The 26047-nt window shown below is 56.1% G+C and carries 24 protein-coding genes and 1 riboswitch; of the genes, 13 read left to right on the forward strand and 11 right to left on the reverse strand.

The window, feature by feature from the left end:
* Window positions 1-25: 25 nt before the first annotated feature.
* From ACGHIZ_RS03115 to ACGHIZ_RS03125, 3 genes are all read right to left on the reverse strand, one after another.
* Window positions 26-1156 carry a GTP-binding protein gene (locus tag ACGHIZ_RS03115; RefSeq protein WP_390449115.1) on the reverse strand — a complete coding sequence of 377 codons (1131 nt, stop codon included), beginning with the start codon at window positions 1154-1156 and terminating at the stop codon, window positions 26-28.
* A gap of 86 nt (window positions 1157-1242) precedes the next feature.
* On the reverse strand, window positions 1243-1584 hold the full coding sequence (locus ACGHIZ_RS03120; RefSeq protein WP_055252194.1) for an arsenate reductase family protein: 342 nt from the start codon (window positions 1582-1584) through the stop codon (window positions 1243-1245).
* 201 nt (window positions 1585-1785) lie between these two features.
* Window positions 1786-2409 (reverse strand): flavodoxin family protein, encoded by a 624-nt coding sequence (locus tag ACGHIZ_RS03125; RefSeq protein ID WP_390449119.1) that lies wholly within the window; start codon window positions 2407-2409, stop codon window positions 1786-1788.
* A gap of 1001 nt (window positions 2410-3410) precedes the next feature.
* On the opposite strand from ACGHIZ_RS03125, the gene ACGHIZ_RS03130 reads away from it, so the two are divergent.
* The 6 genes from ACGHIZ_RS03130 to ACGHIZ_RS03155 all read left to right on the forward strand — a co-directional run bounded on the left by ACGHIZ_RS03130 (window position 3411) and on the right by ACGHIZ_RS03155 (window position 9067).
* A complete protein-coding gene (locus ACGHIZ_RS03130; RefSeq protein ID WP_390449122.1) occupies window positions 3411-4418 on the forward strand; it encodes a radical SAM protein in 1008 nt (335 codons plus the stop codon).
* 445 nt (window positions 4419-4863) lie between these two features.
* Window positions 4864-5664, forward strand: a complete 801-nt coding sequence (locus ACGHIZ_RS03135; RefSeq protein WP_390449125.1) for a hypothetical protein — start codon at window positions 4864-4866, stop codon at window positions 5662-5664.
* Window positions 5665-5702: 38 nt separating this feature from the next.
* Window positions 5703-5903: a hypothetical protein gene (locus ACGHIZ_RS03140; protein ID WP_147348626.1), complete on the forward strand. Its 201-nt coding sequence runs from the start codon at window positions 5703-5705 to the stop codon at window positions 5901-5903.
* Window positions 5904-5964: 61 nt separating this feature from the next.
* Window positions 5965-6285, forward strand: coding sequence for a hypothetical protein (locus tag ACGHIZ_RS03145; protein WP_390449128.1), 321 nt, complete (start codon window positions 5965-5967; stop codon window positions 6283-6285).
* A gap of 14 nt (window positions 6286-6299) precedes the next feature.
* Window positions 6300-7409, forward strand: a complete 1110-nt coding sequence (locus tag ACGHIZ_RS03150) for a methyltransferase (RefSeq protein WP_390449131.1) — start codon at window positions 6300-6302, stop codon at window positions 7407-7409.
* Window positions 7410-7492: 83 nt separating this feature from the next.
* On the forward strand, window positions 7493-9067 hold the full coding sequence (locus tag ACGHIZ_RS03155; RefSeq protein WP_390449134.1) for an ATP-binding cassette domain-containing protein: 1575 nt from the start codon (window positions 7493-7495) through the stop codon (window positions 9065-9067).
* A gap of 397 nt (window positions 9068-9464) precedes the next feature.
* Here the strand turns inward: ACGHIZ_RS03155 and ACGHIZ_RS03160 are convergent, their stop codons facing one another.
* From ACGHIZ_RS03160 to ACGHIZ_RS03170, 3 genes are all read right to left on the reverse strand, one after another.
* Complete coding sequence (locus ACGHIZ_RS03160; protein WP_390449137.1) at window positions 9465-10268, reverse strand: diguanylate cyclase domain-containing protein; 804 nt, start codon at window positions 10266-10268, stop codon at window positions 9465-9467.
* Window positions 10265-10996 (reverse strand): GGDEF domain-containing protein, encoded by a 732-nt coding sequence (locus ACGHIZ_RS03165; RefSeq protein ID WP_390449141.1) that lies wholly within the window; start codon window positions 10994-10996, stop codon window positions 10265-10267. Before ACGHIZ_RS03165 ends, ACGHIZ_RS03160 begins: the two co-directional genes overlap by 4 nt.
* Window positions 10997-11176: 180 nt before the next feature.
* Window positions 11177-13894 (reverse strand): EAL domain-containing protein, encoded by a 2718-nt coding sequence (locus ACGHIZ_RS03170; protein ID WP_390449143.1) that lies wholly within the window; start codon window positions 13892-13894, stop codon window positions 11177-11179.
* 324 nt (window positions 13895-14218) lie between these two features.
* Between ACGHIZ_RS03170 and ACGHIZ_RS03175 the strand changes: the two genes are divergently transcribed.
* On the forward strand, window positions 14219-15088 hold the full coding sequence (locus ACGHIZ_RS03175; protein ID WP_390449146.1) for a patatin family protein: 870 nt from the start codon (window positions 14219-14221) through the stop codon (window positions 15086-15088).
* Between the two features lie 236 nt (window positions 15089-15324).
* On the opposite strand, the gene ACGHIZ_RS03180 is transcribed toward ACGHIZ_RS03175, so the two are convergent.
* The 3 genes from ACGHIZ_RS03180 to thiM are packed head-to-tail and all read right to left on the reverse strand — an operon-like array spanning window position 15325 to window position 17201.
* Entirely contained in the window at window positions 15325-16020 is a 696-nt protein-coding gene (locus ACGHIZ_RS03180) for a thiamine phosphate synthase (RefSeq protein WP_006234517.1), read from the reverse strand.
* Window positions 16017-16358, reverse strand: coding sequence for a thiamine-binding protein (locus tag ACGHIZ_RS03185; protein ID WP_225093307.1), 342 nt, complete (start codon window positions 16356-16358; stop codon window positions 16017-16019). The genes ACGHIZ_RS03180 and ACGHIZ_RS03185 overlap by 4 nt, the downstream gene beginning before the upstream one ends.
* 3 nt (window positions 16359-16361) lie before the next feature.
* Window positions 16362-17201 carry a hydroxyethylthiazole kinase gene (gene thiM / locus ACGHIZ_RS03190; protein ID WP_233543036.1) on the reverse strand — a complete coding sequence of 280 codons (840 nt, stop codon included), beginning with the start codon at window positions 17199-17201 and terminating at the stop codon, window positions 16362-16364.
* Between the two features lie 51 nt (window positions 17202-17252).
* Window positions 17253-17363, reverse strand: a riboswitch (TPP riboswitch).
* Between the two features lie 93 nt (window positions 17364-17456).
* Between thiM and ACGHIZ_RS03195 the strand changes: the two genes are divergently transcribed.
* The 4 genes from ACGHIZ_RS03195 (at window position 17457) to ACGHIZ_RS03210 (ending at window position 22019) form a co-directional block, all read left to right on the forward strand.
* A complete protein-coding gene (locus tag ACGHIZ_RS03195) occupies window positions 17457-18365 on the forward strand; it encodes an HAD-IIB family hydrolase (RefSeq protein ID WP_390449149.1) in 909 nt (302 codons plus the stop codon).
* A 10-nt stretch (window positions 18366-18375) separates the two neighbouring features.
* Window positions 18376-19272, forward strand: a complete 897-nt coding sequence (locus tag ACGHIZ_RS03200) for a LysR family transcriptional regulator (RefSeq protein ID WP_055286633.1) — start codon at window positions 18376-18378, stop codon at window positions 19270-19272.
* 155 nt (window positions 19273-19427) lie between these two features.
* Complete coding sequence (locus ACGHIZ_RS03205) at window positions 19428-20561, forward strand: 5-methyltetrahydropteroyltriglutamate--homocysteine S-methyltransferase (protein WP_368141149.1); 1134 nt, start codon at window positions 19428-19430, stop codon at window positions 20559-20561.
* 123 nt (window positions 20562-20684) lie between these two features.
* Window positions 20685-22019 carry a uracil-xanthine permease family protein gene (locus ACGHIZ_RS03210; RefSeq protein ID WP_161160389.1) on the forward strand — a complete coding sequence of 445 codons (1335 nt, stop codon included), beginning with the start codon at window positions 20685-20687 and terminating at the stop codon, window positions 22017-22019.
* Window positions 22020-22079: 60 nt separating this feature from the next.
* Here the strand turns inward: ACGHIZ_RS03210 and ACGHIZ_RS03215 are convergent, their stop codons facing one another.
* Both ACGHIZ_RS03215 and ACGHIZ_RS03220 read right to left on the reverse strand, forming a co-directional pair.
* Complete coding sequence (locus tag ACGHIZ_RS03215) at window positions 22080-22739, reverse strand: alpha/beta hydrolase (RefSeq protein ID WP_225094240.1); 660 nt, start codon at window positions 22737-22739, stop codon at window positions 22080-22082.
* A gap of 143 nt (window positions 22740-22882) precedes the next feature.
* The gene (locus tag ACGHIZ_RS03220; RefSeq protein ID WP_225093310.1) at window positions 22883-24193 is read right to left on the reverse strand and encodes an NCS2 family permease; all 1311 of its coding nucleotides are present in this window, start codon (window positions 24191-24193) and stop codon (window positions 22883-22885) included.
* Window positions 24194-24386: 193 nt separating this feature from the next.
* Between ACGHIZ_RS03220 and ACGHIZ_RS03225 the strand changes: the two genes are divergently transcribed.
* Together ACGHIZ_RS03225 and bsh are read left to right on the forward strand one after the other, a co-directional pair.
* Entirely contained in the window at window positions 24387-24806 is a 420-nt protein-coding gene (locus ACGHIZ_RS03225; protein WP_196025965.1) for a peptide deformylase, read from the forward strand.
* Between the two features lie 243 nt (window positions 24807-25049).
* The gene (gene bsh / locus ACGHIZ_RS03230; RefSeq protein ID WP_035137018.1) at window positions 25050-26015 is read left to right on the forward strand and encodes a choloylglycine hydrolase; all 966 of its coding nucleotides are present in this window, start codon (window positions 25050-25052) and stop codon (window positions 26013-26015) included.
* Window positions 26016-26047: the final 32 nt, after the last annotated feature.

The raw sequence follows: 26047 nt of genomic DNA on the forward strand, positions 1-26047 counted from the left end.
GGGCGATAATACCCGCTTCGATAGCCTAGGCGCGGTGCCAGTCGGTCAGGCAGGCATCGAGCGCGGCGATGAGCGCGTCTTTATCCATGTGACGGCCGATGACGCACAGGCTCGTCATGCGGTCGCCCGTCTCGTCGTCCCAAATTTGCATGATCTCGGGGTTCTCGTCGATGATCTTCTGCTTCTCGCCCTCGGGCGCCGAGTCGACAAACAGGCCGTTCTCCATCAGGCGCATCTGGTGGCCGGCCTGCTCAAACATGTAGCACATGTCCGGATCGCCGGTCTGCCACAGCGGGCCCTTGACGCGAATGACCTCGTCGGGCCACTCCTGCTCAACAAAATCGGTGAATTTCTGCAGGTCAAACGGCTTGCGGCGCGAGTACACAAAGGTCTCGATGTCGTACTCGAGCACCTCGGGGTCGTCATGCTCTTCGGGATGCTCCATGGCCTCGATCCAAGCGGCGGAGTTGTAGGCGCGCATAAAGTCGAAGCGATCGGTGTCGAGCAGCTCCTCCATGGGAACCTCGCCGTTTTGGGCCTCGACAATCACGGCGTCCTTCTGCAGGCTGCGCACGATGGCCTTGAGCTCGGCAATCTGCTCAGGCGTGACGGTATCGGTCTTGTTGAGGATCAGCGTGGAGCAAAACTCGATCTGCTGGATGAGCAGACTCTCGATGTCGTCCTCGTCGATATCCTCGGCCAGCAGGTCGCGACCGCCGTTGAACTCGTCGTACATGCGGGCGCAGTCGACCACGGCCACGATGTTGTCGAGCGCGAGCTTGGGCTCGCCGCCCACCTTGGCCTCATCGCAGAAGCTCGAGATGGTGTAGGCGATGGGGATAGGCTCGCAGATACCCGAGGCCTCGATGATGATGTAGTCGAACTTGCCCGAATCGGCGATACCCTGCAGCTGGTTGGCAAGGTCCTCAGAAAGCGTGCAGCAGATGCAGCCGTTGGTGAGCGGGATGAGGTCGTCGGTCTCGGAAAGGCCGCCGTCGGCGATGAGGCTGGCGTCGACGTTGATCTCGCCGATATCGTTGACGATCACGGCGGCGCGGATGCCGCCATCGTTAGCGAGGATGTGGTTGAGCAGTGTGGTCTTGCCAGCACCGAGGTATCCGGTAAGCATGATAATCTTCACGGGTTTGTTGGGCATGTGCCCTCCTTTGTTAGACATGGCTTACAGTTGAATCATATGCCAAACGCCTGCTCTTATACCCACGCGCTGGCAAATAACACAGGCTACTCCCAGGCTCCCCATACATCGGGGCAATAACCGACGGTGGCCTTTTTGCCGTTGCGCACGATGGGCTCGGCCAGAACCTGCTGGTTTTCGAGCAACTTGTCGAAGCGCTGGCTAGGGGTGAGGTGCTGGATAAGCGCGAGCGTCTCCTCGTCCTTGGCCTTGGGGTTGAGCAGCTTGTCGATACCGCCGACCGCTTGCATCACGCTCGTGAGTTCGCCCTTGCTCATCTCCTTTTCCTTAAGGTCAATAAACTGCACCTTAATGCGGCGCTCCTTAAAATAGCGCTGGGCCTTCTTGGTATCGAAGGACTTCTTAGTCCCGAAGATTTGCACGTTCATAGTATGTTCCGCCGTTCTCGTAGTTCCGTCGTTCTAACGAACGACGGTCACCTCGACGCTGCGAAGCCATCTGACGGGCAATCTGCCTTTCAATCGTCGGACGCGGGCAAAAGCCCAGCGTCCTCCTCTTTCAAGGCACCTTGCCTCGTCAGTTGGCTTCTCGCTGACATTGATAGAACATCGAGGTGACCACCGCTGGACTTATCGGATGAAGTTGGTGCGCTCGCGATCGGCTTCGGGGGCTTCGATGCCGGCAGCCTGTCCTGCCTCGATACAATGCAGGAGCCAAGCCATGTTCTTGCCGATGTTTCGCATGGTGGCCAGGCCCTCAGCGTCCTGGGCAGCTTCACCCGGCATGGCGCCAAACACGTTGTTCCAGTACGTGGAGGCGACCACAGGCATCTGGTTGATGGTGAAGTACTTGTTGAGCACGTCGAAAGTCGTCGACGTACCGCCGCGACGGGCGACGGCGATGGCAGCGCCCGGCTTGTGTGCAAAGGCTTTGCCTCCGGCATAGAAGGCGCGATCGAGGGCCGAAAGGATGCGTCCGCTGGGGTGCGCATAGTAGACGGGTGAGCCAAAGACAAAGCCATCTGCCTGCTCGGCGGCAGCGATCAGCTCGTTCACCACGTCGTCGTCAAAGGTGCAGCGACCGCCAAGCTTGCCGCACTGACCGCAGCCGATGCAGTCGCGAATGGGCTTGGCGCCCAGCTGAAACACCTCGGTATCAATGCCTTCTGCATTAAGCTGCCCTGCGACCTCGGCGAGTGCGCGGGCGGTATTGCCGTTTGCCTTGGGACTGCCATTGACCAAAAGAACCTTCATCGCAAACTCCCTCTGTTGTTGGTGACTTCTGCGGAGGATTATCGCACGAGCGGGCAGATGACGTGGGGCGCGATTCCAGCGACTGCCCATCATGCGCCCCGTCTCGATCGGTAGCTTCATCCGAGTGTTTCTCGGGACCGGGAAGCCGGCCCCGAGAGCCAACGGCGGGCTCGCTTACCAGGTACGAAAGGGACACGGTCCAGAGGATGTTGGAGCGCGGGGCCTCATGCAAGCCGATTGTGAGGAGTCTGGGCAGGTCGCCTTCGATGGCGAACTCTGAGGTCTTAGAAGGCGGGCTGCTGTGCGGCTTGAGGAATGACCTCGGCGGGCAGGAAGTGGACGGCGTGGCAGAACTGGCAGTTCGACAAATACGGAGATCGAGAACTCCGTAGAGGTTTCCCCGGAGGCCAATTGCTTTTCACGCTGCCGTCGCTTGCGGGTGTTTTCAAGCGGGTGAAGCTAGCGGGTCGTCGACTCCTTCATGTCCTGCACGATGTAGTTCATAGTGCGGTAAATTTGCATGCACAGTTTTATCGCGCAGATGAATTCATGATAGGTGAATCTGATCTGTGCCCCCCGTCCTGCGGTACGTGACGTAGCCCGGCCTCGCCCCGTTTATATTTCGACCTTAAGGCGAGTGCTGCATGTTTAAAACGTATTGGGAATACGTTTGTAAAAGAGCAAGCCAAAGGGTACAAATTCTCCGATTTCTTTCATATCGTCCTTTTTCTTTAAACAGACAAAGATGAGGCGAAAGATTGTCCTATAATAAAAATCAAATTGAGTTTTAGAGTGGGCTTATATAACGGTTTCCATGATTGGGGAATCTGCCATCTACTTTAGGTCCGAGGAAGTCGTCAATGTCTTTAATATGTAGGACTCAAACTTACAGCTTTTGAATCCATTACATATTCATTACAAATAATTAGAAATAAACGAGAATTGCTAGGTCCATAATTGCAATTAAGTATTTTGTAAGCACGAAAGAGGGCGGATTCTATATGAATTATCTTAGCTCGGCCTCAGTTGATGTGACCTATCGATGCAATTTGCGATGTCGGCATTGTTTTGATTTCGGCGGGGAATGTGTCTATGAGGAAATGAATGATGACGAACTAATCAGCGTTTTTCGACAGCTTGCCTTGATTGATCTTTCCTCGATTTGCATTTGTGGCGGAGAGCCCATTCTTAGGTTTGATTTGATTCGTCGCGCCGTGAGGTTAGTTAAGGAGCTTAATCGAGGCACTCTCGTGTCAATGGTCAGCAATGGCATTCTTTGGACAGATGAAATTGCTGACGCCCTAAAAAGAGATGGACTGGATTTAGTGCAGTTTAGTCTCGATGGGCTTTCAGATGCGTCTTATGACCATGTGAGGTTGAGTAACGGTAAGCTTCATCGAGTACTGGATGCGATTAAGATCGCACGAAGACACGGAATAAGGGTCGCAGTTGCTTCTCTTCCCCATGCTAGGAATATAAGGGAATACCCTTCAATAATTAGTTTTTGTGAAAAAGAAGGTGTAAGTGATTTTAGAGCACAGCCTTTGATGCCGCTCGGACGAGGTGAGCTGAATTATAAGGATCTGTGCCTAACGCCCGAGCAAAATGATGCGCTTGCTGCATATTTGAGCGCGCGCAATGCCGTTTCTCAAATGCAGATTACCTGGGGTGACCCCGTAGACCATTTGTATATGTATAGGGAGACAGGGAGAATTCCGCAAATATGCGTCAATGCGTATGGGGAGCTCTCGGTGTCTCCTTACCTGCCGATTACCATTTGGAATCTAAATCGAAATACTCTGCAGGACTATATTGATCTCGAAATAGATAGATATGCGTTACGGCACCCAATTGTCGAGAAGTGCTTAGCTCGTATAGAGGAGCTTTCGGACTTCACAAGTATCCAACAGGGGCTTCCTGTTCTTTTCAAAGAAAGGAACATAGATATATCTCAAGAATTGGAGGATGCTGCACGTGTGCACGGGGGTAAGTTGCGTAAAAGCAGTTAGGGCTAAAGAGAGCGACTGCAAAGAGGTTTTGTCTTTTGTTTATAGAGCCAATGAAAGCATGGATCAATATGTCGTGCTTGACCCATTCTCAACTATACAAAATGGAAAGATGAGAGGACGTCTAATTAGGCAGACTCTATTTGATGGGCGTTATCAGGTTTGCCTGATCAGGGCTGATTCCATCGAACCTTGCGGAATGCTGATTACGGCTAAGGGCGCTGCACTAAGAGGCAGGTCTAGCAGTTTGGTTTTATTTATATTGGAAAGGGGGATTCAAATTACGGAGTTGCGCTGGGAAGGTTCGGAAACGCCATGTCGAGTAGCCGCTATCACTGAGGATGGCTGCGAATCTGGGCTCGAGCAGTTTGGGTTTAAACGGTCGGTGTCGGTAGAACTTGCGAACGGAATCATGAATTACTATTTCCTAGAGGTAGGGTAAGGAAATATGAAGAAAAGAGAGATGCTGGGTGCTGTTCCGAGAATGCGGTATGCCGTACGCGTAAGGCACACTCAGACCGGTAGCGTTTTGACCGCGAACAGCTACTATATTCGTCTCAATGAAGATGCGCTCGCTATCGTTAATTTGATAGATGGAGGACGGTGCATTAAAGATATCGCTAACGAAATTTGCGCCAATAAGAAGTTGTCCGGCAGCGATAGGTCAATCGTTGCCGAAAAAGTTCTAAATACAATTTTGAAAATATGGAAAACAGGCTTATTTCTCGAGGGCGATTTAGACGATCTTGCACCTAGATTTCTGTATCAGCGTAACAATATCATGTATATTCCCTACTACGCGAAAGCCGCTCCACTGAGATGTTCGTATCTGTCTCCGATTGTTGATGGGTCTATAGTTCAAACGGTCAATGACATCTCGGATAACTTCGGCTCATCATCAGTCGTATTGGAGCTTCAGGACAACCAGCAAGAGTGTATGACGCAAATTGCTTTTGTAAGAACGATTGTTGAAGATGCCTACTTCCTATATTCAATATTTGGCGTAATTCCGAACTTGCAGCAATGGCAGGGAATTCGAGACTACATGTCGGTCTTTGAGCTTGTTTTTAAGAGCGAAACGACTCAAGAGGGTTTGAAAAGTGATGGAATGCGAGATCTGAATTACCTGATCTATTCGGTGAGCGAAACAGATCGGTGTCTTTTGCCGCCCACTCTCTTGAAGGGAGTGATACCTAATGAGTTAATGGAAGGTGATATGGAGATTAGAGAATTGCAGATTGATCTGTAGTTTTGGAGACTATTGCCAAGTTAGAAAGAAGGTAAAAAATGGATTTTGATCCGCGGGTTGGTCCAGTTAACTTAAATGGTGGCAGTCAAGATCCGGAGCCAGCGGTGGGAGTTGCTATATTCCCGGCTGCAGTTTGGGCAGTTGCAGTTTATGACATCGTAGTTGGTGTTAACTACGGCGCAGTCGTTAATGCTGCTGCAGCGGCTATGGTTTATACGAAGGCGGTTGCTATCGAGTAATTCACACCTGGTTTGATTCGATTGTGAATGCGTAACAAGGACGGAAAGCAAAGGAAGTTCTATGGAAACAGGGGATGCTGTCTGCTTGATGACTTCGATTGCCCTGATTATCCTTTCAATCCAATACAGAAGAGGAAGATGGCTCTGCTCAATTGCTGGATATGATGTCACAAAAAGGGAGAGCGGGATTGATATACGCCCTTACGCAAAGTTGATTTCTTCTGTGACGTTATGGATGGGGCTGCTGTTTTTTTTGTTGGCGGTAGAGGGCTGGGTACGCGATTGGAATACCAGTGTTTTTGAAGTTTTGTTTCTACTTCTGTTCAGCTTGGCCTCTTTGTCGTTCGTGCGGCTAGTTAGGTTTGTGTTTATGAGGCGATAGCCAGCGGAAGCGGGATGGACGACAAAATGGACCAATACAGTCGATTGTCAAAAGAATTTGATAGGGTTGGCTTAACAGATTTACTCGAGGGCATATCCGTGGCGGGGGATAGGTTTTATGTTGTTGAGCACTTATTTGCATCGGGTAAAGTAAACCAAGAATATCGCGGACTAGTGAGGCTTCTGTATCTTGGAGAGTCTGTAGCGCAAGCTGAAATGAAGCCATTTATTGAGCTGATTAAACTATTAGTGGACGCTGGCATCGTTGTTTTAGAGGACGGGATTGTCCGCTCAGCGGGTCTGGTTTTAAATCGATATAGAGGTGTCTGGATTGTCGCGGATGCTCCGCAGCCAAACCCTAAAAGATATTTCGGCCCAGATTCATTAGGACTTGCCAGGCGGCTATCTCCTCAGCTCGGGAAGAAGGGGCTTGATTTGTGTGCGGGCTCTGGGATTCAGTCGCTGATCATGGCAGCGGGTGGCATGACGGTTACATCGGTGGAGATAAACGCCGAAACTTGTGTAACTAACATGCTTAATTCCAAGTTGAATGGTCTGGACGGTGCGATAAAAACGGTTCAAGGGAATTTGTATGAGAAGCTCGAACCTGATAGTAAATACGACTATATTGTTGCAAATCCTCCGCTGGTCCCCATTCCCAATGGACTTGAATATCCTTTTGTCGGAGATGGGGGATTTGATGGATGCCGAGTTAGCAACGAGATTATCGAAAAGCTCCCTGATTATTTAAGCGATGATGGTACCGCGCTGATGGTGGGAATGATGGCTTGTGCTGATAAGGACAGTCTGGATGCAGTCTCAATAGTGCAAGACATAATGAGCAGCGAGTTGTCGGGAACGATGTCTTTGCTGGGATATGACGAGGTCTATCCATGCTCTTCGTTTGTTGAGGGTGTTGCATGGAGTGCGTATTTGGCTAATCCAACAAGGTGGACATCAGTAGATGAGGCAATTGATGATGTTTACGAACTCTATCGAAATGACCACACTGCAGGCGTTTATTACTATGTGTTACGGCTGCGAAAGGACAGTTCTTTGGATAGAGGGTTGAATATAATTGACAACTCAAATAAAAGGCCCTGTTCAGAGGCGTGGTTGATATAATGATGCAATTCAAATGGCGGAGAGACGAGTGCGCGTTGTTCTGGCATGTGGTCAAAACAACGATGTCATGCCGCGGTGCAAAGATGCTGATGGTCATGGTTCTGGTGAGCTATGCTCTGACATCGCTGTCACCGTATTTGAACGGACAGTTTGTTGATATGCTCGTTTACGGTCAGGACATGCATTCAATTTATATTTTAGCCTTTGCAATAGCATTATTGGGGATTATTTCGGCGGTCTTCTCTTACTTTGCAAAGATGCTCCAGACGTCAGTCCTGAACCTCTCGTATTTCAGTTTTTTAAAAGAAATCGTGTCAGACTTTCAACATTTGCCACTTACAGACATAGAGTCGACTTCCCCGTTGTACTCTGCTCAGAAAATAAACTCGGACACCTCTTCAATAACATCGTTTGTTGTCGTAAACATGATTCCATTGTTCATGAATGCGATTACAATGATTGCGGTTTTTCTGCTAATCGCTTCTCTCGATTTATCGATATGCACCGTCGGCATAACGCTTCTTGGGGCGTATTGCATTATGGTGCTTATGCTCCAGCCCTCACTACTTGCCGCTTCATTTCAAAAGAAAGAGGAAGATGGGTTCCTGTTCAGCTCCATAGCATCACCTATCGAACGGACGTTCGAGATTAAGCTGCTAGCCGGTTATGACAGCAGCTTCGAGCATGTAGAAAAACAGTTTGATGCTGCGTACTATCCTTCAGTTCTCGCACTCGCGAAAGTACAAAGTATAGTAAGTTCTAGCGATCGTATGGCGGCGGCGGGATTTCAAGCTGTTTTGTTGCTGGTTTCGGGAGCAAGAATAGCCACAGGAGCTATGACAATTGGGGAATTTACCATGATAAATTCTTATTATTCCCTATTGATGAGCTGTGGCAAGTACTATATCGGCGTCTTTCAGTCTTTGCAGGAAACGAGGGCATCAATAGCTAGGCTGAATGAAATAAAGGCGCGAAAACGGGATTGCCGAAATTGCCTTGCGCTTAATAATGTGGGCCGCATACAGGTCCTAGATTTAGACTTCAGTTTAATTCGCGATGAAGAGCTGGTTGATATAACATGCGGGGCGAATCTTCAATTTGACGTGGGCAGAACGTATGTAATTACAGGCCCTAATGGTGTTGGAAAAAGCACACTATTAAAGCTGCTCCTGGGTTTTTATGAGCATGCAAATGACAATATCGAGTACGATTGCACAAAGTTGACCGCTATCAATCTTGACCGAGTTCGGTCGGAGTGTTTCTCTGCTATGCAGCAAACGGCTTTCGTCCCCGGCGACACAGTTGAAGACTATTTGCATGAATACGGCATTAGCTATGAGTTAATGGCGTCGTTTCTCAAGGAATGCGGTTTCGAACCAATTGATAAAAAAAGATGGGAAAAATGTTCTAATCTATCTGGAGGAGAGCTGCAAAGGTTGCGCTTGGCTATGGCGTTATGCCGAAAAGCGGATTTTGTAATTCTCGATGAGCCGACCAATGATCTTGACGGATCGACATGTGGCTGCCTGATAGAGTACATTAAACAAAATAAGCGAGGTCAGGCCTTTTTGATCGTTTCGCATGATTCTAGATTGCTCGATGTCGCCGATCATATTTTGGTAATGAGCGGTGAGGGGGCTATTGAATTGGCCAAATAATGGATTCCTGGTTGTGCTGGAATGATATTGGGGCGTATATTTGGTTGTTTTTTAAGGCGGGCATAATAATCGGGTGATCAACTCTTTCGCGTTCCATATGAATTTAGCGCCTCTCGAACGAATGTAATGGGCGGCTCCGGAACCCCCGCTGTACTAGCCTAGGGGAAACGGAATAGGCGGACCGACCGTTCGACTTTGCCCGGGAAAAGATGTCGGGCGGTGGGCGGAGTATGGCCACCGGACACATCGAAACGCATCTCCACCATTCTTTTAACTGGGAAAACGGTGCCCCGGGCCCGCTAGGGACTGCGGGGGGCGTTCGGCTAACTGCGGGTACGACCTATTTGCCTGATGTGTTCGCCGAGATCGGAAATTAACCATCATGCGCCCCATAACGCTAGTCCAGCTTGGTGCCCGGTACCTGTGGCGCCTCTCTAATCAGCGCATTAAGTTCGTTCAAAATGGAAACGGGCTGTCGGTCGACGGCGTCCAGATGAAGCGTCGCCACGCGAAGGGGCGGCTGATATTCAAATGAGCCAAGGAGCACGGGCGATCCCAAGAACCGTTCGATTTCGTCTGCAACCGCGTCGGTCTCTTCGGGATCAAGCTCGTCAAAGAGCGCCACGAACATCGGTCCGGTCGAGCGGAACAGACGACCCTTGCCGCGCGAGCAATCCATGAGGCAGGCGGCGCTTTCTGCCAAAACGCGGTCGCCTGCATCAAAGCCAAAGCGGGCATTGACCTGTGCGATTTCGTCGATTTTAATGGCGATCAAGCCCGCGTTTCGTGCCACGCGACGCATTTCGCCAATGGCGTTGACCAGGGCGTGGATATCGCCCAGACCGGTCACGGAATCGGTCGTATCTGCCAAGCTTCGGTTGACGACAATGCCCACATACATGTTGGGCTCGGTATCGGTGCCGTCCAGGCGGTAACCCGTGCAGTCGCAAAGCGCGTATTTTCCGGCGGTATTCATGACGCGATACTGCATGCAGTGGAAGTGCCACGTGCCGTTTACCACCATATCGAGCTCGGCACGTACGTTGTCGCGGTCCTCGGGGTGAACACGGGCAAGCCATATATCGAGCGAGTTGTAGGGATGCTGGGAGGGTAGGTCAAAATCGCGCACGGCATTAACCGACCATTGCGATTCGCCGGTGTCGAGGTTAATGATGAACGGATAGCGTGTCTCGGAGCTCATGGAGATCGCTTGGAACACTCGGTCGTTGCAGGGGGGGGTTGTTCGGTGATCGGGCGTTGCAGCGCATCGCCTTCTTCCGGTTGTTGCACACGGTACATGAGCTTGTAGCGATACATTTTGCGGTCGGCGTCCTTTGTCATCTGGCGACGCGTATCGCCTGCAAGTGGGTCGACGCGCGAGCAGCCAAAGCTAAAGCTGGCGATCATGGGCGCCTTGCCGTCCGATGTTGCCTCGATAAGATTGGCACGCGTCCGCTCCAGGCGCTGCTCGAGCTCGGCTTCGTCTGTCGTGGGGGATATAAGTACAAATTCGTCTCCACCGATACGGAACAGCAACTCATCGTGCTCCATTGTCTCGGTGAGTGCGCGGCAGATGCTCAGAATGTAGCGATTGCCCTCGGCGTGGCCAAACTTATCGTTGCAATGCTTAAGGCGGTCGATATCGATATAGGCGCAGGTGAAGGGGGTGCCTTTGCGCCAGAGCTGATCGACATGGCGGTCGAGTCCGCCACGGTTGCCAAGATTGGTGAGCGAGTCGATATAGGCGCCGTGCTCAAGCAGCTCGCGTTCTTGTTGCAGGATGGCGAGCGTTTTCTGCAGTTGCTCACCGATGGCACGCAGCTCCGGGGGCAGCGCGGTAACATCGAGCTCGGCGGTCGAGACCCCGCTCGCAAGTCGCTGAAGATAGGAGATAATCGATTGCTCGCCCAAGCGATACGACTCGTTCATGATGGATAACCTCCTTGGGCACAACAGTGGTTTGTATCATATCCCCAATTTGGTTTGGATTGGGGATATAAGTTAGCCAATGGGGACAAAACACCCCTTCGGCGGTGGCGTTTTTGGGGCGTAGGCTGGCTCATGGGGACAAACGTCCCCCTCGGTGCCAGCGTTTTGCGCGCGAGCGTACTAGTCGCTGTCGCCACCATCGAGCAATGCCTCAAAATCCTTTGCCGGCATGGGGCGGTAGTAGAGAAAGCCCTGAGCGTAGCGGGCGCCCATTTGGCGTAGCATGTTTGCCTGCTCAGTTGTCTCGATGCCTTCGACCACAACGGGCAGATGGAGCGACTGCGCCATCTCGAGCATTGATGAAATGATTTGCACACTGCGGCCTTGATCGCCGTCGACGGGCACAAACGTGCGGTCGAGCTTGATGACGTCAACGTTGACGTTCTTGAGCATCGCGAGCGTGGACTGGCCGGTGCCAAAATCGTCCATGTAGGTCGAGAAGCCGCGGCTGTGCAGGTCGGCTGTCAGCTTATCCACAGCTTCGGACTCTCCCGTATAAGCCGTCTCGGTGATCTCGATGCGCATGAGCTCGGGCGGTAGGTTGTATTGCGCGGCGAGCGCTCCCATATGTTCGGCAACGTCGCAGGCAAGGATATCCACGCGCGACACGTTGAGCGAGATCGGAACCACGCGAAGCCCTCGATCGATGCGCCCGCGCAGCCACGAGGCAACGCCCTGCCAAACGTATTTGTCGAGCGTCACCACAAAACCACTTTCCTCGAGAGCGGGGATAAAGGTGACGGGTGAAATGAGGGAGCCATCCTTGTCAATCCAGCGCGTGAGCGCCTCGGCGCCAATAATCTCGCCGGTTTCCATGTCGACCTGGGGCTGCAAGTAGTAGGTGATGCGGCCGTTTGAGAGCGCGTACTGGAATTCGGTCAGCGTGCGGTGGAACGAGATTTCGCGCTCATACTCCTCGGGGCGGAAAATGGCAATGCGCTCCTTAAAGTCGTTTTTTGCGCGCCGATTGGTAAACATGGCCTTGGCCTGTGCATCGATGGTGATTTCCTCGTTGGAGTCGATAGGGCAAACGCCCATGGACGGCCAGAAGCCTACGCCGTCATCGTGCTTGGCCACGGTCTCGCGAATGCGACTATAGATTCGATGGACGGTGTCGCGCTCAAAGGGAATGAGTATGCAAAAGTCGTCTTGGCCCCAGTATCCTGCGACGCCCATGTCGGCATTTTCGATGTCCTTGAGGACCGTGCCCACGTCGGCGAGCACGCGGTCGCCCTCGGCCTGTCCGTGCCATTCGTTGAACAGTCGCATGTGTCCCATGTCGACGGTGGCGATACACCAAGCGCCGTCGCGCCTTGTCTGGAGAAATGCGTTGGCGCGCCGCATAAACTCGCTGGGTCGACAGAGGCCCGTGAGCATATCGATGCGCTCGGCGATAGCGCTTTTGCGCTCTATCTCGGGTATGGGGAGGCTGTCGTTGGGGACAAGTCCGCCGGCCGTGCGAAGGCGACGGTCGAGTTCGCCTAAAACGGCGGTCGCTTGATTGGTTAGGCGCTCGTAAAAGGCCGGAACGACTAGACAGACGGGAGTAATGGTATCGCCCGCGATTCGAACGGGAGCGAAAACGGCCTCTTTTAGATGACGGACCAGTTCCTCGAACGCCTTATGGTCCAAATCGTTGCTGAGCACGACAAACTGGACGCTTCGTGAGCGGTAGACGCGACTCCTGCCACGGGTGATCGACAACATGCGGCCTGCGTATTCGGCGAGCATGTTGTCGACAGCCTCGGCTCCGTAAAGCTCATTGAGCTTTGTCGTGCCGCGAACGCGCACCGCTATAAGCCCCGTCTCGCAACAGTCGCGACGGCAGGCATCGATAGCGTTGAGCAACATGCGCTGCGTTCCAAGGCCCGTGGCGGCGTCGACGGTCTCGGCAAGCGAGTGGTTGACGAGCTCGCCGACATAGAGCGAGGAGACACCTTCGTCGCCGTCGATACGAAACCCGCGAGCACGGCAGAGAACGTAGTCACCGGCGGCATTGCGCACGCGATACTGCAGGACGTGACGGTGTTTGGAGCCGTTATAGATCTGGTCGATATCGTCGCTATAGGCCTCGAGGTCATCGGGGTGGACACGCGTCTTCCAGTAATCGTGGCAGTTGTCTATATGCTCCGAAGGAAGGCCAAGATCGCGCATAGCGCCTTGTGACCAAAGGGTGCGATGTTTGTCCAGGTTCTCGATAAAGAAATAGCGGCCTTCGTTGAGCATCGAAAGGGCGTCGAAAATGCGATCGCTAACTTCGAAATCGTCGGCGTGGACTTGCGTGATATTGCGTCGATCAAGGTGCACGGCATGGCGCAGCTTGTAGTCGTACATGCGATGGTCGGCATCGAGCGTCATGCGATTGGAGGCTTCGCCCAGGGCGGGGTCGGCGTGTGACACTCCGTAGCTAAACGAGTGAGGCATCTCGGAATCGTTATTCTTGAGCAGGACCTCTCGACAGTGCTCCAGACGCTCGGCAAGGTCATCCTCGGTCGCAATCGTAGACAGGATGGCAAACTCGTCGCCTCCCAGACGAAATGCCGCCTCGTCCACCTTCATATATAGCTTGAGATAGAGGCTTACCTGCAAGATATAGCGGTTTCCCTCGTCATGCCCAAAGATATCGTTGCAATGCTTGAGATTGTCGATATCGATGAACGCCATGGTAACGGGGGCGTCCTGCTCCCAGAGCTCCTCGAGGGAGCGGGCAAAGCCGCCGCGGTTGCCAAGCCCGGTGAGCTCGTCGGTAAAGGCAGTCCTGATCAGATCGTCCTGACGCTCGAGAAGGTCGCGGATGGTCTTTTCGAGCGTCTCGGTGTAATTGCTGGCGATATCCATGCTGTAAGCGGCTTCCTGAGGTCGGGGTGTATTGCGTCGGGCGAGCTCGTTGTACACACGCGTTGCTGCTCAACGCTTTGCATGTATCCAGGCCTCCGCCTTGCTGCGTCGCTGGGATAATTTGTCGGTTCGTGTTCGCTGCTGATGATTGCTCAGCAGTATAAACAACAATATTGGATTGTATATGGCTGTTCATGCTGCGGGCGGCTATTATTCGCCAAATGGTGGCGCGACGATGTGATGTTCGATGGAAACGCGACCGAGGCGATATATGTTGGCGGGTATACTTGTTCCGCTTTAAAACACAGGAACGGAGATGGTCGCATGGCACAGCCAGACACGACGCGCACGGTGGGACTTGCGCTCGAGGGAGGCGGCTACCGCGGTATGTATACGGCGGGCGTGCTCGACGTATGGATGGAGCACGGCCTAACCTGCGACCATATGGTGGGTGTCTCGGCGGGCGCGGCCTTTGGCTACAACTTTAAATCGCGCCAGATCGGCCGCGCCATTCGCTACAACAAGGCCTATTGCGCCGACAAGCGCTATGCGAGCGTGACGAGTTGGTTGCGAACCGGCGATATGTTCAATGCCGAGTTTGCCTATCATGAGGTACCCATCGAGCGCGATCCCATCGATCTGGAGGCATATCGCGCCTGCCCCATGCGGTTTACGTGCGTATGTACCGATCTTAAGACGGGGCAGGCCGTCTACCATGACCTGCCCTATGGCGACGAGCGCGATATCGAGTGGATCCGTGCGTCGTCGGCGATTCCCGTGGCGACGCGTCCTGTTGCCATCGAGGGTCGTAAGTACTTGGATGGCGGTGTTGCCGATTCCATTCCCAGCGCTTGGCTGTTTGAGCAGGGTTATGACCGCAACGTGGTGGTGCTGACGCAGCCGGCGGGCTTTGTAAAGCAGCCCAATAGCGTGATGCCTATGCTGCGTCGCGTGTATCGTCACTATCCGGAGTTTGTTGCGGCGCTTGAGCATCGGCACGAGGCCTACAATGCCACGCTCGATGACCTGGCGCGTCGCGAAGCCGCTGACGAGATCTTTGTGGTGCGGCCGAGCGAATCGGTGAAGGTGCCGTCGCTGTGCCGCGAGCCCGATGAACTCGAGCGCATCTACCAGATCGGCCGCCGCGATGCGGAGGCGACGTTGCCCGCGCTGGAAGCGTATCTGGCGGGGTAGGGCAAGCTGCCGTGGACTCGGCGGAAAGCGCGTCCCAGAATGAGCGCTCAGAACGGGTTACAGTTTCCCAAGCGGTGGGGTTTCGGAAAGTACGTCCCGGAATATGAGTTCAGACTGGGATGCGGTTTCCCGTTGAGCCTCTATATGGAAAGCGCATCCCGGAATGGAGGTCCAAACTGGGATGCGCTTTCCATCGCTGAAGATATGAGGCTGCGAATCGGCTGCTCGGCTTGAGCCTATGCCTGCTGCCAGGTATCGACGAGCTCCTTGGCGGCGGCGTAGGGGTCGTCGGCACTGCAGACGGCGCTCACCACAAAGAAGCCATCGACGCCGGTGGCCTTGAGCTGTGGCAGGTCGGCCGTCTTGACGCCGCCGCCCACCACGATGGGCACGGGGCTTGCCGCGTGGAGTGCGGCCAAGTCCTCAAAGCTCTTGGTGATGATAGAGCCGTCGGCCGCGCGTCCGCAGTCGCGCTTGGTCTCGGTCTCGTGGAGCGGGCCGATGCCCAGGTAGTCGACCAGGCTCATGTCGGCGGTCTTGACGTACTCGAGCATCTCCTCGCAACGGGCCGAAAGGCCCACAATGGCATCGGGGCCCAAAAGTTTGCGGCAGACCTCGACGGGAATATCGCTCTGGCCAACGTGCACGCCGTCGACAGCGATGCCCTGCTCGCGCGCGGCGAGTACGCAGTCCAGGCGGTCGTCGATCAGCAGGGCGACCTGACCGGTCTTGCCGGCCTGTGCGATTGCCTGCGCGGCGTCGCCCGTCAGCGCGATGATCTCGCGGGCACTTGCCACCTTGGAGCGCACCTGGATGCAGGTAAAGCCTGCGTCGAGCGCCTGGGCCACCACATCGCCCACGGGACGCCCGAGCGTGTTTTCGGGGCCGAGTACCAGATAGGCCGAGATATCAAGGTTGTCGCGGATGCTCATCGTGCTTCCTCCTGCTTTTTGATCTGTGCTTCCATGCGCTCGAGCTTGCCGGTCATGGTGTCGGTAAATCCGGGTCGAATATCGGCTTTGAGCACGACTTCGGTGCGGATGCCCTTGCTCGCCAACACAAAGGTTGCGTCGCGCACGACCTGCATGACCTCGTCCCAGTCACCCTCGATCTCGGTGAACATCGAGGTGGTGCGGTTGGGAAGGCCGCTCTCGCGAATGACGCGCACGACCTCGGCGACCTCGGCGGACAGTTCATCGCCGGTGCCGCACGGGGCGATGGCCACGGCGACGAGTGTGTTCATGCCGGCATTGGTTGCGGGCTCGGACATGGCTTATGCCTCCTCGAGCTCGAGTCGGTTATCGGCGATGTCCTGGGCGGTCGCGCGGTAGAGCTCGTCGATAAAGGCGACCTTAAAGCTTGCCGGGGCGTCGGCGACGGCGGCGGCACGCGTGCCGGCAACGTTGTAGACGGCGGTGCCGCAGACGGCTGCCGTAAACGGGTCGGCGGCGCAGGCGTACACGGCCAGCACGCCGCCCTGCGAGCAGCCGCAGCCGGTGATCTTGGACATGAGCGGGCTGCCGCCGTGGGACTTGGCCACGGTCGTGCCGTCGGTAATCAGGTCGACTTCGCCCGAGACGACCACGGCGCCGCCGGTGTAGCGGGCGAGCGCCACGGCGGCATCGCGGGCGGCGTCGACCGTGTCGGTGGTATCGACGCCGCGTACGCGGCTCAGATCGGCCGCCTCGCCCTCAAGACCCCACAGGCCGGCGAGCGCAATGATCTCGGAGGCATTGCCGCGCACGATGGCGGGCTTGTACTGCTTGAGCTCGTTTACCAGCTGGGTGCGCAGGCTACCGATGCCCAGGCCCACCGGATCGAGCACCCAGGGCTTGCCGGCGTCGTGTGCCGCCTTGGCCGCTCGGGGAATCGTCTGCTCGTAGATGGGGAAGAGCGTGCCCATGTTGAGATAGATGGCGCCGCCGCCGGCAACGAGTGCCTCGCCTTCGTCGGGCAGATAGACCATGGCGGCCGATCCGCCCACGGCGAGCTGTGCGTTGGCGACAAAGTCGATCGTCACCGTGTTGGTGATGGAGCCGGCCATCGGATTGGTGGCGCGAATCTCCTCCACGGCCTTGACCATATGCTGCTTAAGCTGTTCCGAATCAATCACTGCACATGCCTCCTTGGCATAGAAAAGGGGCGCTGTGCATAGACAGCACCCCTGTAAAGGCGGCATGCTCCCTACGCCAGCATTAACTGACAGGTTCAAAGGATTGGGCCCCATGCCCTCTCAGCCTTGTGGTTTGCACCGCCGGCACTCCCGCATCGAATCTGTTGTTCCCTATACTAGCGCACCTGCCAAAAAGGGACAGGTTTATTTTGGCAGGTCGTTACAATAGGTAGGACCGATACGAATGGGGGCCTTATGATTAAACTTGTGCTGACCGATATGGACGATGCACTGATTCCAGCCGGGCATGACGGCGCCAGCGACTACGCCATTGAGGGTGTTCATGCCATGCAGGCGGCGGGTCTGCACTTTGGGCCGGTTTCGGGTCGTCAGCCGTCCGCGATGGGCTGGATGTTCAAAAACCGTTCCGAGTGTTTTTCGACCGGTGCGTTCTGTAACGGCCAGGTGATGTTTGTCGACGGCGAAGTAGTCGCTTCGCGCGCAATCGACAACGATGCTCTGATGCGTTTGGCTGACTATCTGGAGCAAGAGACCGACGATACATTTCTAAAAGTCTACAGCCTGGGCGATGACTTTTGGGGCAACGATGCCTATTGCGTGACGAGCAATCCCGAGCGTGTGCGTCGCGCTATGGAGTCGGGCGGCAATGCGTGGCTCAAAGGCGAAGAGGCCCCGTGTCGTCCCGTCGTCGATGGCGCGCCGGTGTTTAAGGCGAATATCTGGAGTGCCCGTTCGCGTGAGGAGCTCGCGGAGCTACGCGAGCGCGTTGCCGTTGAGGTGCCGGAACTCTCGCTTGTGTTTCCCAACAACCGAGTGCGCCTGTTCGACATCCTTCCGGATGGTTGGGACAAGGGCTGCGCTGCGCTGGAGCTGGCGCGCGCCTTGAGCCTGACGCCCGACGAGGTGGCCGTATTTGGCGATTCCGATAACGATCTGCCCATGATCGATGCCGTTCCCAACTCCGTTGCAGTCGCCAATGCCAACGAGGCCGTCACGGCTGCCGCGCGCTGGCATATCGGCGCCGCGGTGGATGATGCGGTCGCCGGAGTCCTGCATCAGATTGCCGCCTGCGCCGCGACGGGGGAGATGCCGCCGTTTATGCGCCTGCCGGGTACTGCCGACGCGAATCTCACTAACAGCTAAGGAGACAGCCATGAAGCTCCAGCAGCTCAGATATGTCGTCAAAGTTGCCGAATGCGGCAGCATTACCGAGGCCTCGCGCCGGCTCTTTGTGTCGCAGCCTTCGATTACCGCGTCGATTCGCGATCTCGAAAACGAGATGGGTGTGCACATCTTTGAGCGCACCAACAAGGGCGTCATTGTGTCCGAGGAAGGCGAGACCTTCTTGGGCTATGCGCGCCAGGTACTCGACCAGGCCGACCTGCTCGAGGGCAAGTACAAGGGCGCATCCGAGCAGGTGCCGCACTTTAGTGTGAGCTGCCAGCATTATTCCTTTGCCGTCAACGCGTTTGTCGACGTGATCCGCGAGTTCGATGCCGCGCGCTACGACTTTACCCTGCGCGAGGAACAGACCCACGAGATTATCGAGGATGTCGCGCACATGAAAAGCGAGCTGGGCATCCTATATCTGTCCGAGCACAACCGCGAGGTCATCGAGCGCATGCTGGTGGCCAACGAGCTCGTGTTCGAAGGACTCTTCTGCGCCACGCCGCATGTCTTCGTCTGCGCCGACCATCCGCTGGCGGACCGCTCCAGCGTGACGCTCGAGGATCTGGAAGACTACCCGTTCCTGTCCTACGAGCAGGGCAGCTACAACTCGTTTTACTATTCCGAGGAGCTGACCTCGACGTTCGAGCGTCGCAAAAATATCCGCGTGCGCGACCGTGCGACGTTGTTCAATTTGGCCATGGGCCTCAACGGCTACACGGTATGCTCGGGCGTGATCAGCCACGAGCTCAACGGCCCCGGCATTATCTCGATTCCGCTCGACGTGGACGAGTACATGGAGATTGGCATCATCACGCGCAAGAACACGACGCTTACGCGCTACGGTCGGGCCTATATCGACGCGATTCGTCAGCATATCTAGGCTGCTGTGCTCCGCACGGTTCAAGTCTCTTTATGACAGTCCAGACTGATATAGGAAACATCTATATCAAACTGTTATAAACGTATATTTTACGATGGTCATATGAGCGCTCATACTCTGTCCCGGTAAAGCAACCAATGCAAAGGGAGATATCTATGAGCACTTCGATTCAACCGAACGCGCCGTTTCGCGCCGATATCGTCGGCAGCTTTCTTCGTCCGCAGGCTGTAAAGGACGCCCGTGCCGCCTATGTCGCGGGTAAACTCGACGCTTCCGGCCTTAAGGCCGTCGAGGACGATGCCATTCGCGATTTGGTGGCCAAGCAGAAGGCCGCCGGCCTGCAGGTGATCACCGATGGCGAGTTCCGCCGCAGCTACTGGCACCTCGATTTTATGTGGGGCCTTAACGGCATTGAGCGCCGCACCTCACGCACGGGTTATATGTTCCATGATGAGGAGACGACGGCCGACACCGCCGTGGTTACTGGTCCCATTAGCGGCGAGAACCACCCGTTCGTCGAGCATTTTAAGTTCGTCAAGGCGCTTGAGGGGGAGGGCCAGGTCGCACGCCAGACCATTCCGGCGCCGATCCAGACGTTCTCTGAGGTCACGCTCGATCGCTGCGACGGCCAGCAGGAGAGCCTGCGCGCTGTCTATAAGACCGATGAGGAACTTGCCGACGCCATTGCGGCCGCTTATCGCACGGTGATCGCCGACCTGTACGCAGCAGGCTGCCGCAACATCCAATTTGATGACTGCACCTGGGGCATCTATTGCGATACCGACTTTGTGTCCAAGGCCGGCATGAGCCCGGTTGACCTGCAAAAGGTGAGCGAGCTGGGCGTGGCGCTCAACAATGCCGCCATCGCGGGCAAGCCCGACGATCTGGTTATCAACACGCACGTGTGCCGCGGCAACTATCACTCCACGTATGCCTTCGAGGGTGGTTACGATCCCATTGCGCCGTACCTGTTCGTACATGAGAACGTTGACGCGTTCTACCTTGAGTTCGATACGCCACGCGCCGGTGGCTTTGAGCCGCTCAAGTACGTTGCTCCCGGCAAGAAGGTCGTGCTGGGTCTGGTGACCACCAAGGCGGCTGAGCTTGAGGACGAGGACGTTATCGTCGAACGTATCCACGAGGCCGCAAAGTATGTGCCGCTCGAGAACCTGTACCTGTCGCCCCAGTGCGGCTTTGCCAGCTGCGAGATTGGCAACAAGCTGACCGAGGACGAACAGTGGGCAAAGATCGCGCTGGTCAAGCGCATTGCCGAGCGCGTTTGGAAGTAACGCTACCGCTTGCAGGTGACGGCGCGCGCGAGACATGACGTATCACGTACAATGGTCCGGATCGTATCGTTCGGGCAGGTTATCCGATATGCCTGATCGCCCTTCCATCATGAAAGGACTTCCATGTCCCAATCCTCGACGCCCGCCGTCACCGATGCCATCTACGATGCATCATCGCTCGGCCGCCCGCGCATGTTCGTGTTGGGTTTGCAACACATGTTTGCGATGTTCGGAGCCACGGTGCTCGTGCCCGTGCTCACCGGCCTTTCCGTTTCGGCGACGCTTCTGTTCGCCGGCATCGGCACGCTGCTGTTTCATTTTCTATCGCGTGGTAAGGTGCCCGCGTTTCTGGGCTCGTCGTTTGCCTTTATCGCGGGTTATGCCGCCATTGCACCCAACGGCGAGGCCGAGCTTTTGCCCTACGCTTGCCTGGGCGTTGCCTGCGCCGGCCTGCTCTATCCGGTGCTGGCGGCGCTGTTCCGCGCATTTGGCGCCAAACGTGTCATGCGCTTCTTTCCGCCGGTGGTGACCGGCCCCATCGTCATTTCCATCGGCCTGATCCTAGCGAGCTCTGCCATTGCCAACTGTCAGACCAACTGGCTTGTCGCCGTTATCGCTGTGGCCGTGATCATCATCTGCAACATCTGGGGCCGCGGCATGGTCAAGATCGTGCCGATTCTGCTGGGCGTGGTGGTGAGCTATGCCGTTGCGGCTGCGTTGGGTGAGGTCGACTTCTCTGGCGTCGCAGCTGCCCCCTGGGTTGGCTTGCCCGTCGTGTGGGACAACACCGTGTTTGCGCTCTTTGGACCGCAGTTCGATAGCGGTCTTGCCACGACGGCCATCATCACCATCATGCCGCTGGCCTTTGCAACTATGATCGAGCATATCGGCGATATCTCCGCCATTGGCTCTACCTGCGAACGCAATTACATTGCCGATCCCGGTCTGCACCGTACCTTGCTCGGCGATGGCCTGGCGACCATCTTGGCATCGCTTTTTGGCGCCCCCGCCAATACGACGTATGGCGAGAACACCGGCGTGCTTGCCCTGACGCGCGTGTTCGACCCGCGCGTGATTCGCATTGCCGCCTGCTGCGCCATCGTGCTTTCGTTCTGCCCCAAGTTTGCTGCTGTGATCGCTGCTATGCCGGCGTGTGTAATCGGCGGCGTGTCGCTCGTGCTCTACGGCATGATCAGTGCCGTGGGCGTTCGCAACCTTATCGAGAATCAGGTTGATTTCCAGAACAACCGCAATGTGCTGGTTGCGGCTTTGGTGCTCGTGCTTTCGCTCGGCATTGCCTACAGTACCGCCGGTGCCATCGTGCTGGAGCTGGGCGGCGTGACGATTTCGCTTTCGGGCCTTGCCGTGGGCTCGCTGGTGGGCATTGTGCTCAACGCCATCCTGCCCGGTAATGACTTTGAGTTCGATACTTCCGAGCTTGAGGAGACTGCCGAATAGTAGCTGCGTTCAGCCAAATTAAAAATGGCATCCATGCGTATGTACGCGTGGACGCCATTTTTAATGCGTCAGTATCCAGTGGATGCCGCGCGCCATGCGCAGGTCAGTTTGGGCAAAGTGGTTGCCGGGGTTGAGCTCCAGCGTTGTTGGAATGTCATGCTCGATAAACAGCTCTTCCATCGCACGCGTATCGTCGAGTACGTGCCGCATCATGCGGTTGGGCGTCTTGGTTTCCTTTTTACCGAGCGACAGATAGGCGGCGTCGGGCGTGGCTGTCATCGTGCGCTCTCGCGCGTAGTCGATAAAGCCGGGGAACCACAGCGACCCCGATGCACTTGCGGCGCGGTCAAAGGTACCGGTCTGCCAGAGGGCCCAAAGCGAAAAGAGGCCCGCCAACGAGTAGCCGGCAACGCCGCGCCAGGCGGGTGGTTGCGGGAGCGATGATTCGGCCTGGGGGATTATCTGCTTCAACAACTCGTCAAGAAAACCAGCAGCCTGTCCGCCAAAGGGCTCGGCATCTCGTATAGTTCCCTCACATTCCCAGGGGCTCAACTCGCGATTCCAATCGAGTCCTCCGATGGCGACAAGGGTGAACGGCGGGCAGTCGAGCTCTCGGCAGCGCTCGTAGACTTCACTACCGTCGCCCATAACCACGGGGAGGTAGATGACGGGCGCGCCTTCTGCACACTCTGAATAAACGGTTATCTGCTTCTGATGCACTTCCAAGGCAGGCTTCTCTCGGTGTTGTGATATTGACAGCCTCAATTGTCGCACGCTGGCACGGGGGCAGACGCTAAAAGAAAGGCGCGGAGCCGCTCGATGCGATTCCGCGCCTTGTTGTTTTGCTTTAGCAGACTATGCTGTTACGCCACGAAGAAGTAGACGAGGAAGGCAAGGGCTGCGATCCACATGAGCGGCTTGATCTTGGAAGCCTCGCCCTTAAAGAGCGCGACGATCACGTAGGCGATAAAGCCCAGGCCAATGCCGGCAGAGATGGAGTAGGTGAAGGGCACGCCGGCGACAATCATGAACGCCGGGAAACCCTGCGACACGTCGGACCAGTCGATCTCGGAGGCCTCGCTCATCATGAGGTAGCCGACGTAGACCAGGGCGCCGCAGGTGGCGGCGCTGGAAACGATGGTGACGATGGGGGAGAAGAACGCAGCGAGAATGAACAGCACGCCGGTGGTGACGGAGGTGAGGCCCGTGCGGCCACCGTCGGCAGCGCCAGAGGTGGACTCGACGAAGGTGGTGATGGAGGAGACGCCCATGAAACCGCCCACAGCGGCGGCGGCGGAGTCGACGATCAGGATCTCCTTGATATTCTCGACGTTGCCGTCGTCGGTGAGGAACTCGCCCTGCTTGGCCACGGCCATCGCGGTGCCCATGGTGTCGAAGAAGTCACTCATGAGCAGCGAGAACGAGATGACGAGGAGCGTGGGGTCGGTAAGGACCTTGACGATGGCGGGCACGCCGCCGGCGTCGGCGATGGGGCCACCGATGCTCGAGAAGTCGAGCGGGGCGATGATACCGGTCGGAGCCTGGGTCACACCTAGGGGGATACCGGCGATGACGGCGACGACGATGCCGATGAGCAGCGAGCCGGGGACGTTGCGGCAGGCGAGGGCGACCGTCACCAGGATGGAGATGATGCCGACGATGAAGGTGGGGGAGGTGATGTCGCCCAGACCGACGAGTGTACCGGCGCCAGCGGTGATAATGCCGGCATCGCACAGGCCAATCATGGCGATGAACAGGCCCAGGCCCACCGAGATAGCGTGGCGCAGAACCACGGGGATGGCGTCCATGATGGCCTCGCGCAGGCCACAAAGCACGAGCAGCAAGATGACGACGCCCTCAAGGAAGATGACGCTCATGGCCACGTGCCAGTCACCGCCGCAGACGGTGGTGGCGATTCCAGCGATCATCGCGTTGACGCCTAAGCCCGACGCGCAGGCGAGCGGGCGGTTGGCGAAGATGCCCATGCAGATGGTCATGATGCCGGCGCCCAGGCAGGTGGCGCAGGCGAGCGCTCCCGCATCGATGCCAGCGCCCGAGAGCACCGCGGGGTTGACGGCGATGATGTAGGCCATCGCCAGGAATGTTGTCAGTCCAGCGCGAAGTTCGGTCCCGATTGTGGACTTGCGCTCGCTGACGTGAAATAGTTCGTCCATGCATACCCTTTCCTTGTTCGGCCCCGAGTTTAGGCCGATTGACACGAACTCACTCACTATAGCCCCTTTACGACGCTGTTGTTCCTCGCATGTTGATGTTCGGCGCTTTGTAGCAGACGGACGGTATTTTTCGCATGAAAATGAGTGGGTACCGTATACTTAAGCAGTTACAACGACCCCTATGGAGGAACGTATGATTAAAGAGCTCTGCCGCGACGAGGCTATCCTGTCTCAGCGTTGCGAGGTTGCGACTGTCGAGGACGAGTCGGTCGCTCAGGATCTGATTGATACCATCAAGTCGCTCGATGATGCCGGCTGCTTGGCCGCCAACCAGATCGGCGTCACCAAGAAGGTCTGCGTCTATCTGGACGACGCCGGCGAGCCCCATGTGCTCTACAACCCCCGTCTGGTGTTTGGCCTGGGTGCCAGCAAGATGGAGGAGAGCTGCCTGACGCACGAGGAGGTCACCAAGTCCACGCGCTACATCAAGTGCAAGGTTGCCTTTGACCAGATCGTCGACGGCAAGATGAAGGAGTGCCGCCGCGACTACGCGGGCTTTGAGGCACAGATGATCCAGCATATGATCGATCACTGTCTAGGAAAGTTGGTCTAAGGGGTCAAAGCACCGCACCTTGCCGCTCAATCGTCGCTCGCGTACCTTAAGTACGCTTTGCTCCTCTTTCGTGGCAATCTGCGGCACTTTGACCCCTTAGACGACCTGCGGGGTTAACTTGGTTGAGTTTATCCTGCTTGAATAGTCCGGGCGTGACATTGTTGTCATGTCCGGGCTTTTGTGTTTAGCGCCTTTTTGTTTGGAGACAATGAAATTAGCAAGAACGTAAAGCTAGGAGGCGCTATGTGTACGAGTATTCGATTTACCGATAATTCTGGCCACATGTATCTGGGCCGCAATCTCGACTGGAGCTTTGACTACGGCCAACAGGTTCGCGTGATGCCGCGCGGGTTTCACATTCCGTATTCGTTTATCGACGACGCGACAGCGGCGCACGCGGTGATTGGTATGTGCATCGATTACAGGAACTACCCTATGTTCTTCGATTGCGGCAACGATGCGGGCCTCGCCGTGGCGGGTCTCAATTTCCCGGGTTATGCCGAGTATGCCGAGGACCCTGTCGACGGCAAGACCAATATCGCGGCCTATGAGTTCCCCCTGTGGGTGGCAGCGACGTTCTCGACGGTCGATGAGGTCGAGGCCGCGCTGCGCGACACGGTGATTGTCGCCAAATCTGCCGGAGAGGGGCTGGGCGTGTCGCTGCTCCATTGGATTATCGGCGACAGCCAGCGCAGCATCGTGGTCGAGATGATGGCTGACGGCCTGCATGTATACGACGATCCGGTCGACACCCTTGCCAACCAGCCGACCTTCCCGTGGCACATGGAAAACCTGCGCACCTATATCACCGCCACAAGCGATTTTCCGCAGACGGCGACATGGCGTGGCGCCGAGCTCAAGCCCTATGGAGCCGGTGCCGGCATGCGCGGCATTCCGGGCGATTGCTATTCGCCGAGCCGTTTTGTAAAGGCGGCGTACCTCAATGCCAATTACCCGCAAAAGGAGAGCGAGACCGAAAACGTCGTTCGCATGTTCCGCTCGCTCGAGGGCGTGGTAATGATCGAGGGAGCGTCCAGGATGGGCGATGGCAAGTTCGAGAAGACTATCTACACCGGATGCTTTAGCGCGCGCACGGGCAATTATTACTACGCGATGTATGGGGATCCGTCGATTCGCTACGTGAGCCTGATGGATGCCGAGGGCGCGAGCCCCGATAGGCTCGTGGTTCCCGAGCCGCGCCGTTCGTAGCCGATAGCTTTACCGCAATGCAAAACGGCCCT

It is taken from the genome of Collinsella sp. i05-0019-G5, assembly GCF_042851345.1.
GTDB lineage: Bacteria > Actinomycetota > Coriobacteriia > Coriobacteriales > Coriobacteriaceae > Collinsella.

Bases quoted from the DNA above. Each gene is read 5' to 3' on its own strand.
- ACGHIZ_RS03180 (WP_006234517.1), bottom strand. From the start codon at position 16,020: ATGAGCATCCGCGACAACCTTGATATCTCGGCCTATCTGGTACTCGGC.
- ACGHIZ_RS03165 (WP_390449141.1), bottom strand. From the start codon at position 10,996: ATGAACGAGTCGTATCGCTTGGGCGAGCAATCGATTATCTCCTATCTT.
- ACGHIZ_RS03115 (WP_390449115.1), bottom strand. From the start codon at position 1,156: ATGCCCAACAAACCCGTGAAGATTATCATGCTTACCGGATACCTCGGT.
- bsh (WP_035137018.1), top strand. From the start codon at position 25,050: ATGTGTACGAGTATTCGATTTACCGATAATTCTGGCCACATGTATCTG.
- ACGHIZ_RS03175 (WP_390449146.1), top strand. From the start codon at position 14,219: ATGGCACAGCCAGACACGACGCGCACGGTGGGACTTGCGCTCGAGGGA.
- ACGHIZ_RS03130 (WP_390449122.1), top strand. From the start codon at position 3,411: ATGAATTATCTTAGCTCGGCCTCAGTTGATGTGACCTATCGATGCAAT.
- ACGHIZ_RS03200 (WP_055286633.1), top strand. From the start codon at position 18,376: ATGAAGCTCCAGCAGCTCAGATATGTCGTCAAAGTTGCCGAATGCGGC.
- ACGHIZ_RS03160 (WP_390449137.1), bottom strand. From the start codon at position 10,268: ATGAGCTCCGAGACACGCTATCCGTTCATCATTAACCTCGACACCGGC.
- ACGHIZ_RS03225 (WP_196025965.1), top strand. From the start codon at position 24,387: ATGATTAAAGAGCTCTGCCGCGACGAGGCTATCCTGTCTCAGCGTTGC.
- ACGHIZ_RS03185 (WP_225093307.1), bottom strand. From the start codon at position 16,358: ATGTCCGAGCCCGCAACCAATGCCGGCATGAACACACTCGTCGCCGTG.
- ACGHIZ_RS03220 (WP_225093310.1), bottom strand. From the start codon at position 24,193: ATGGACGAACTATTTCACGTCAGCGAGCGCAAGTCCACAATCGGGACC.
- ACGHIZ_RS03145 (WP_390449128.1), top strand. From the start codon at position 5,965: ATGGAAACAGGGGATGCTGTCTGCTTGATGACTTCGATTGCCCTGATT.
- ACGHIZ_RS03195 (WP_390449149.1), top strand. From the start codon at position 17,457: ATGATTAAACTTGTGCTGACCGATATGGACGATGCACTGATTCCAGCC.
- ACGHIZ_RS03135 (WP_390449125.1), top strand. From the start codon at position 4,864: ATGAAGAAAAGAGAGATGCTGGGTGCTGTTCCGAGAATGCGGTATGCC.
- ACGHIZ_RS03155 (WP_390449134.1), top strand. From the start codon at position 7,493: ATGCTGATGGTCATGGTTCTGGTGAGCTATGCTCTGACATCGCTGTCA.
- ACGHIZ_RS03150 (WP_390449131.1), top strand. From the start codon at position 6,300: ATGGACGACAAAATGGACCAATACAGTCGATTGTCAAAAGAATTTGAT.
- ACGHIZ_RS03120 (WP_055252194.1), bottom strand. From the start codon at position 1,584: ATGAACGTGCAAATCTTCGGGACTAAGAAGTCCTTCGATACCAAGAAG.
- ACGHIZ_RS03170 (WP_390449143.1), bottom strand. From the start codon at position 13,894: ATGGATATCGCCAGCAATTACACCGAGACGCTCGAAAAGACCATCCGC.
- ACGHIZ_RS03210 (WP_161160389.1), top strand. From the start codon at position 20,685: ATGTCCCAATCCTCGACGCCCGCCGTCACCGATGCCATCTACGATGCA.
- ACGHIZ_RS03140 (WP_147348626.1), top strand. From the start codon at position 5,703: ATGGATTTTGATCCGCGGGTTGGTCCAGTTAACTTAAATGGTGGCAGT.
- ACGHIZ_RS03125 (WP_390449119.1), bottom strand. From the start codon at position 2,409: ATGAAGGTTCTTTTGGTCAATGGCAGTCCCAAGGCAAACGGCAATACC.
- ACGHIZ_RS03205 (WP_368141149.1), top strand. From the start codon at position 19,428: ATGAGCACTTCGATTCAACCGAACGCGCCGTTTCGCGCCGATATCGTC.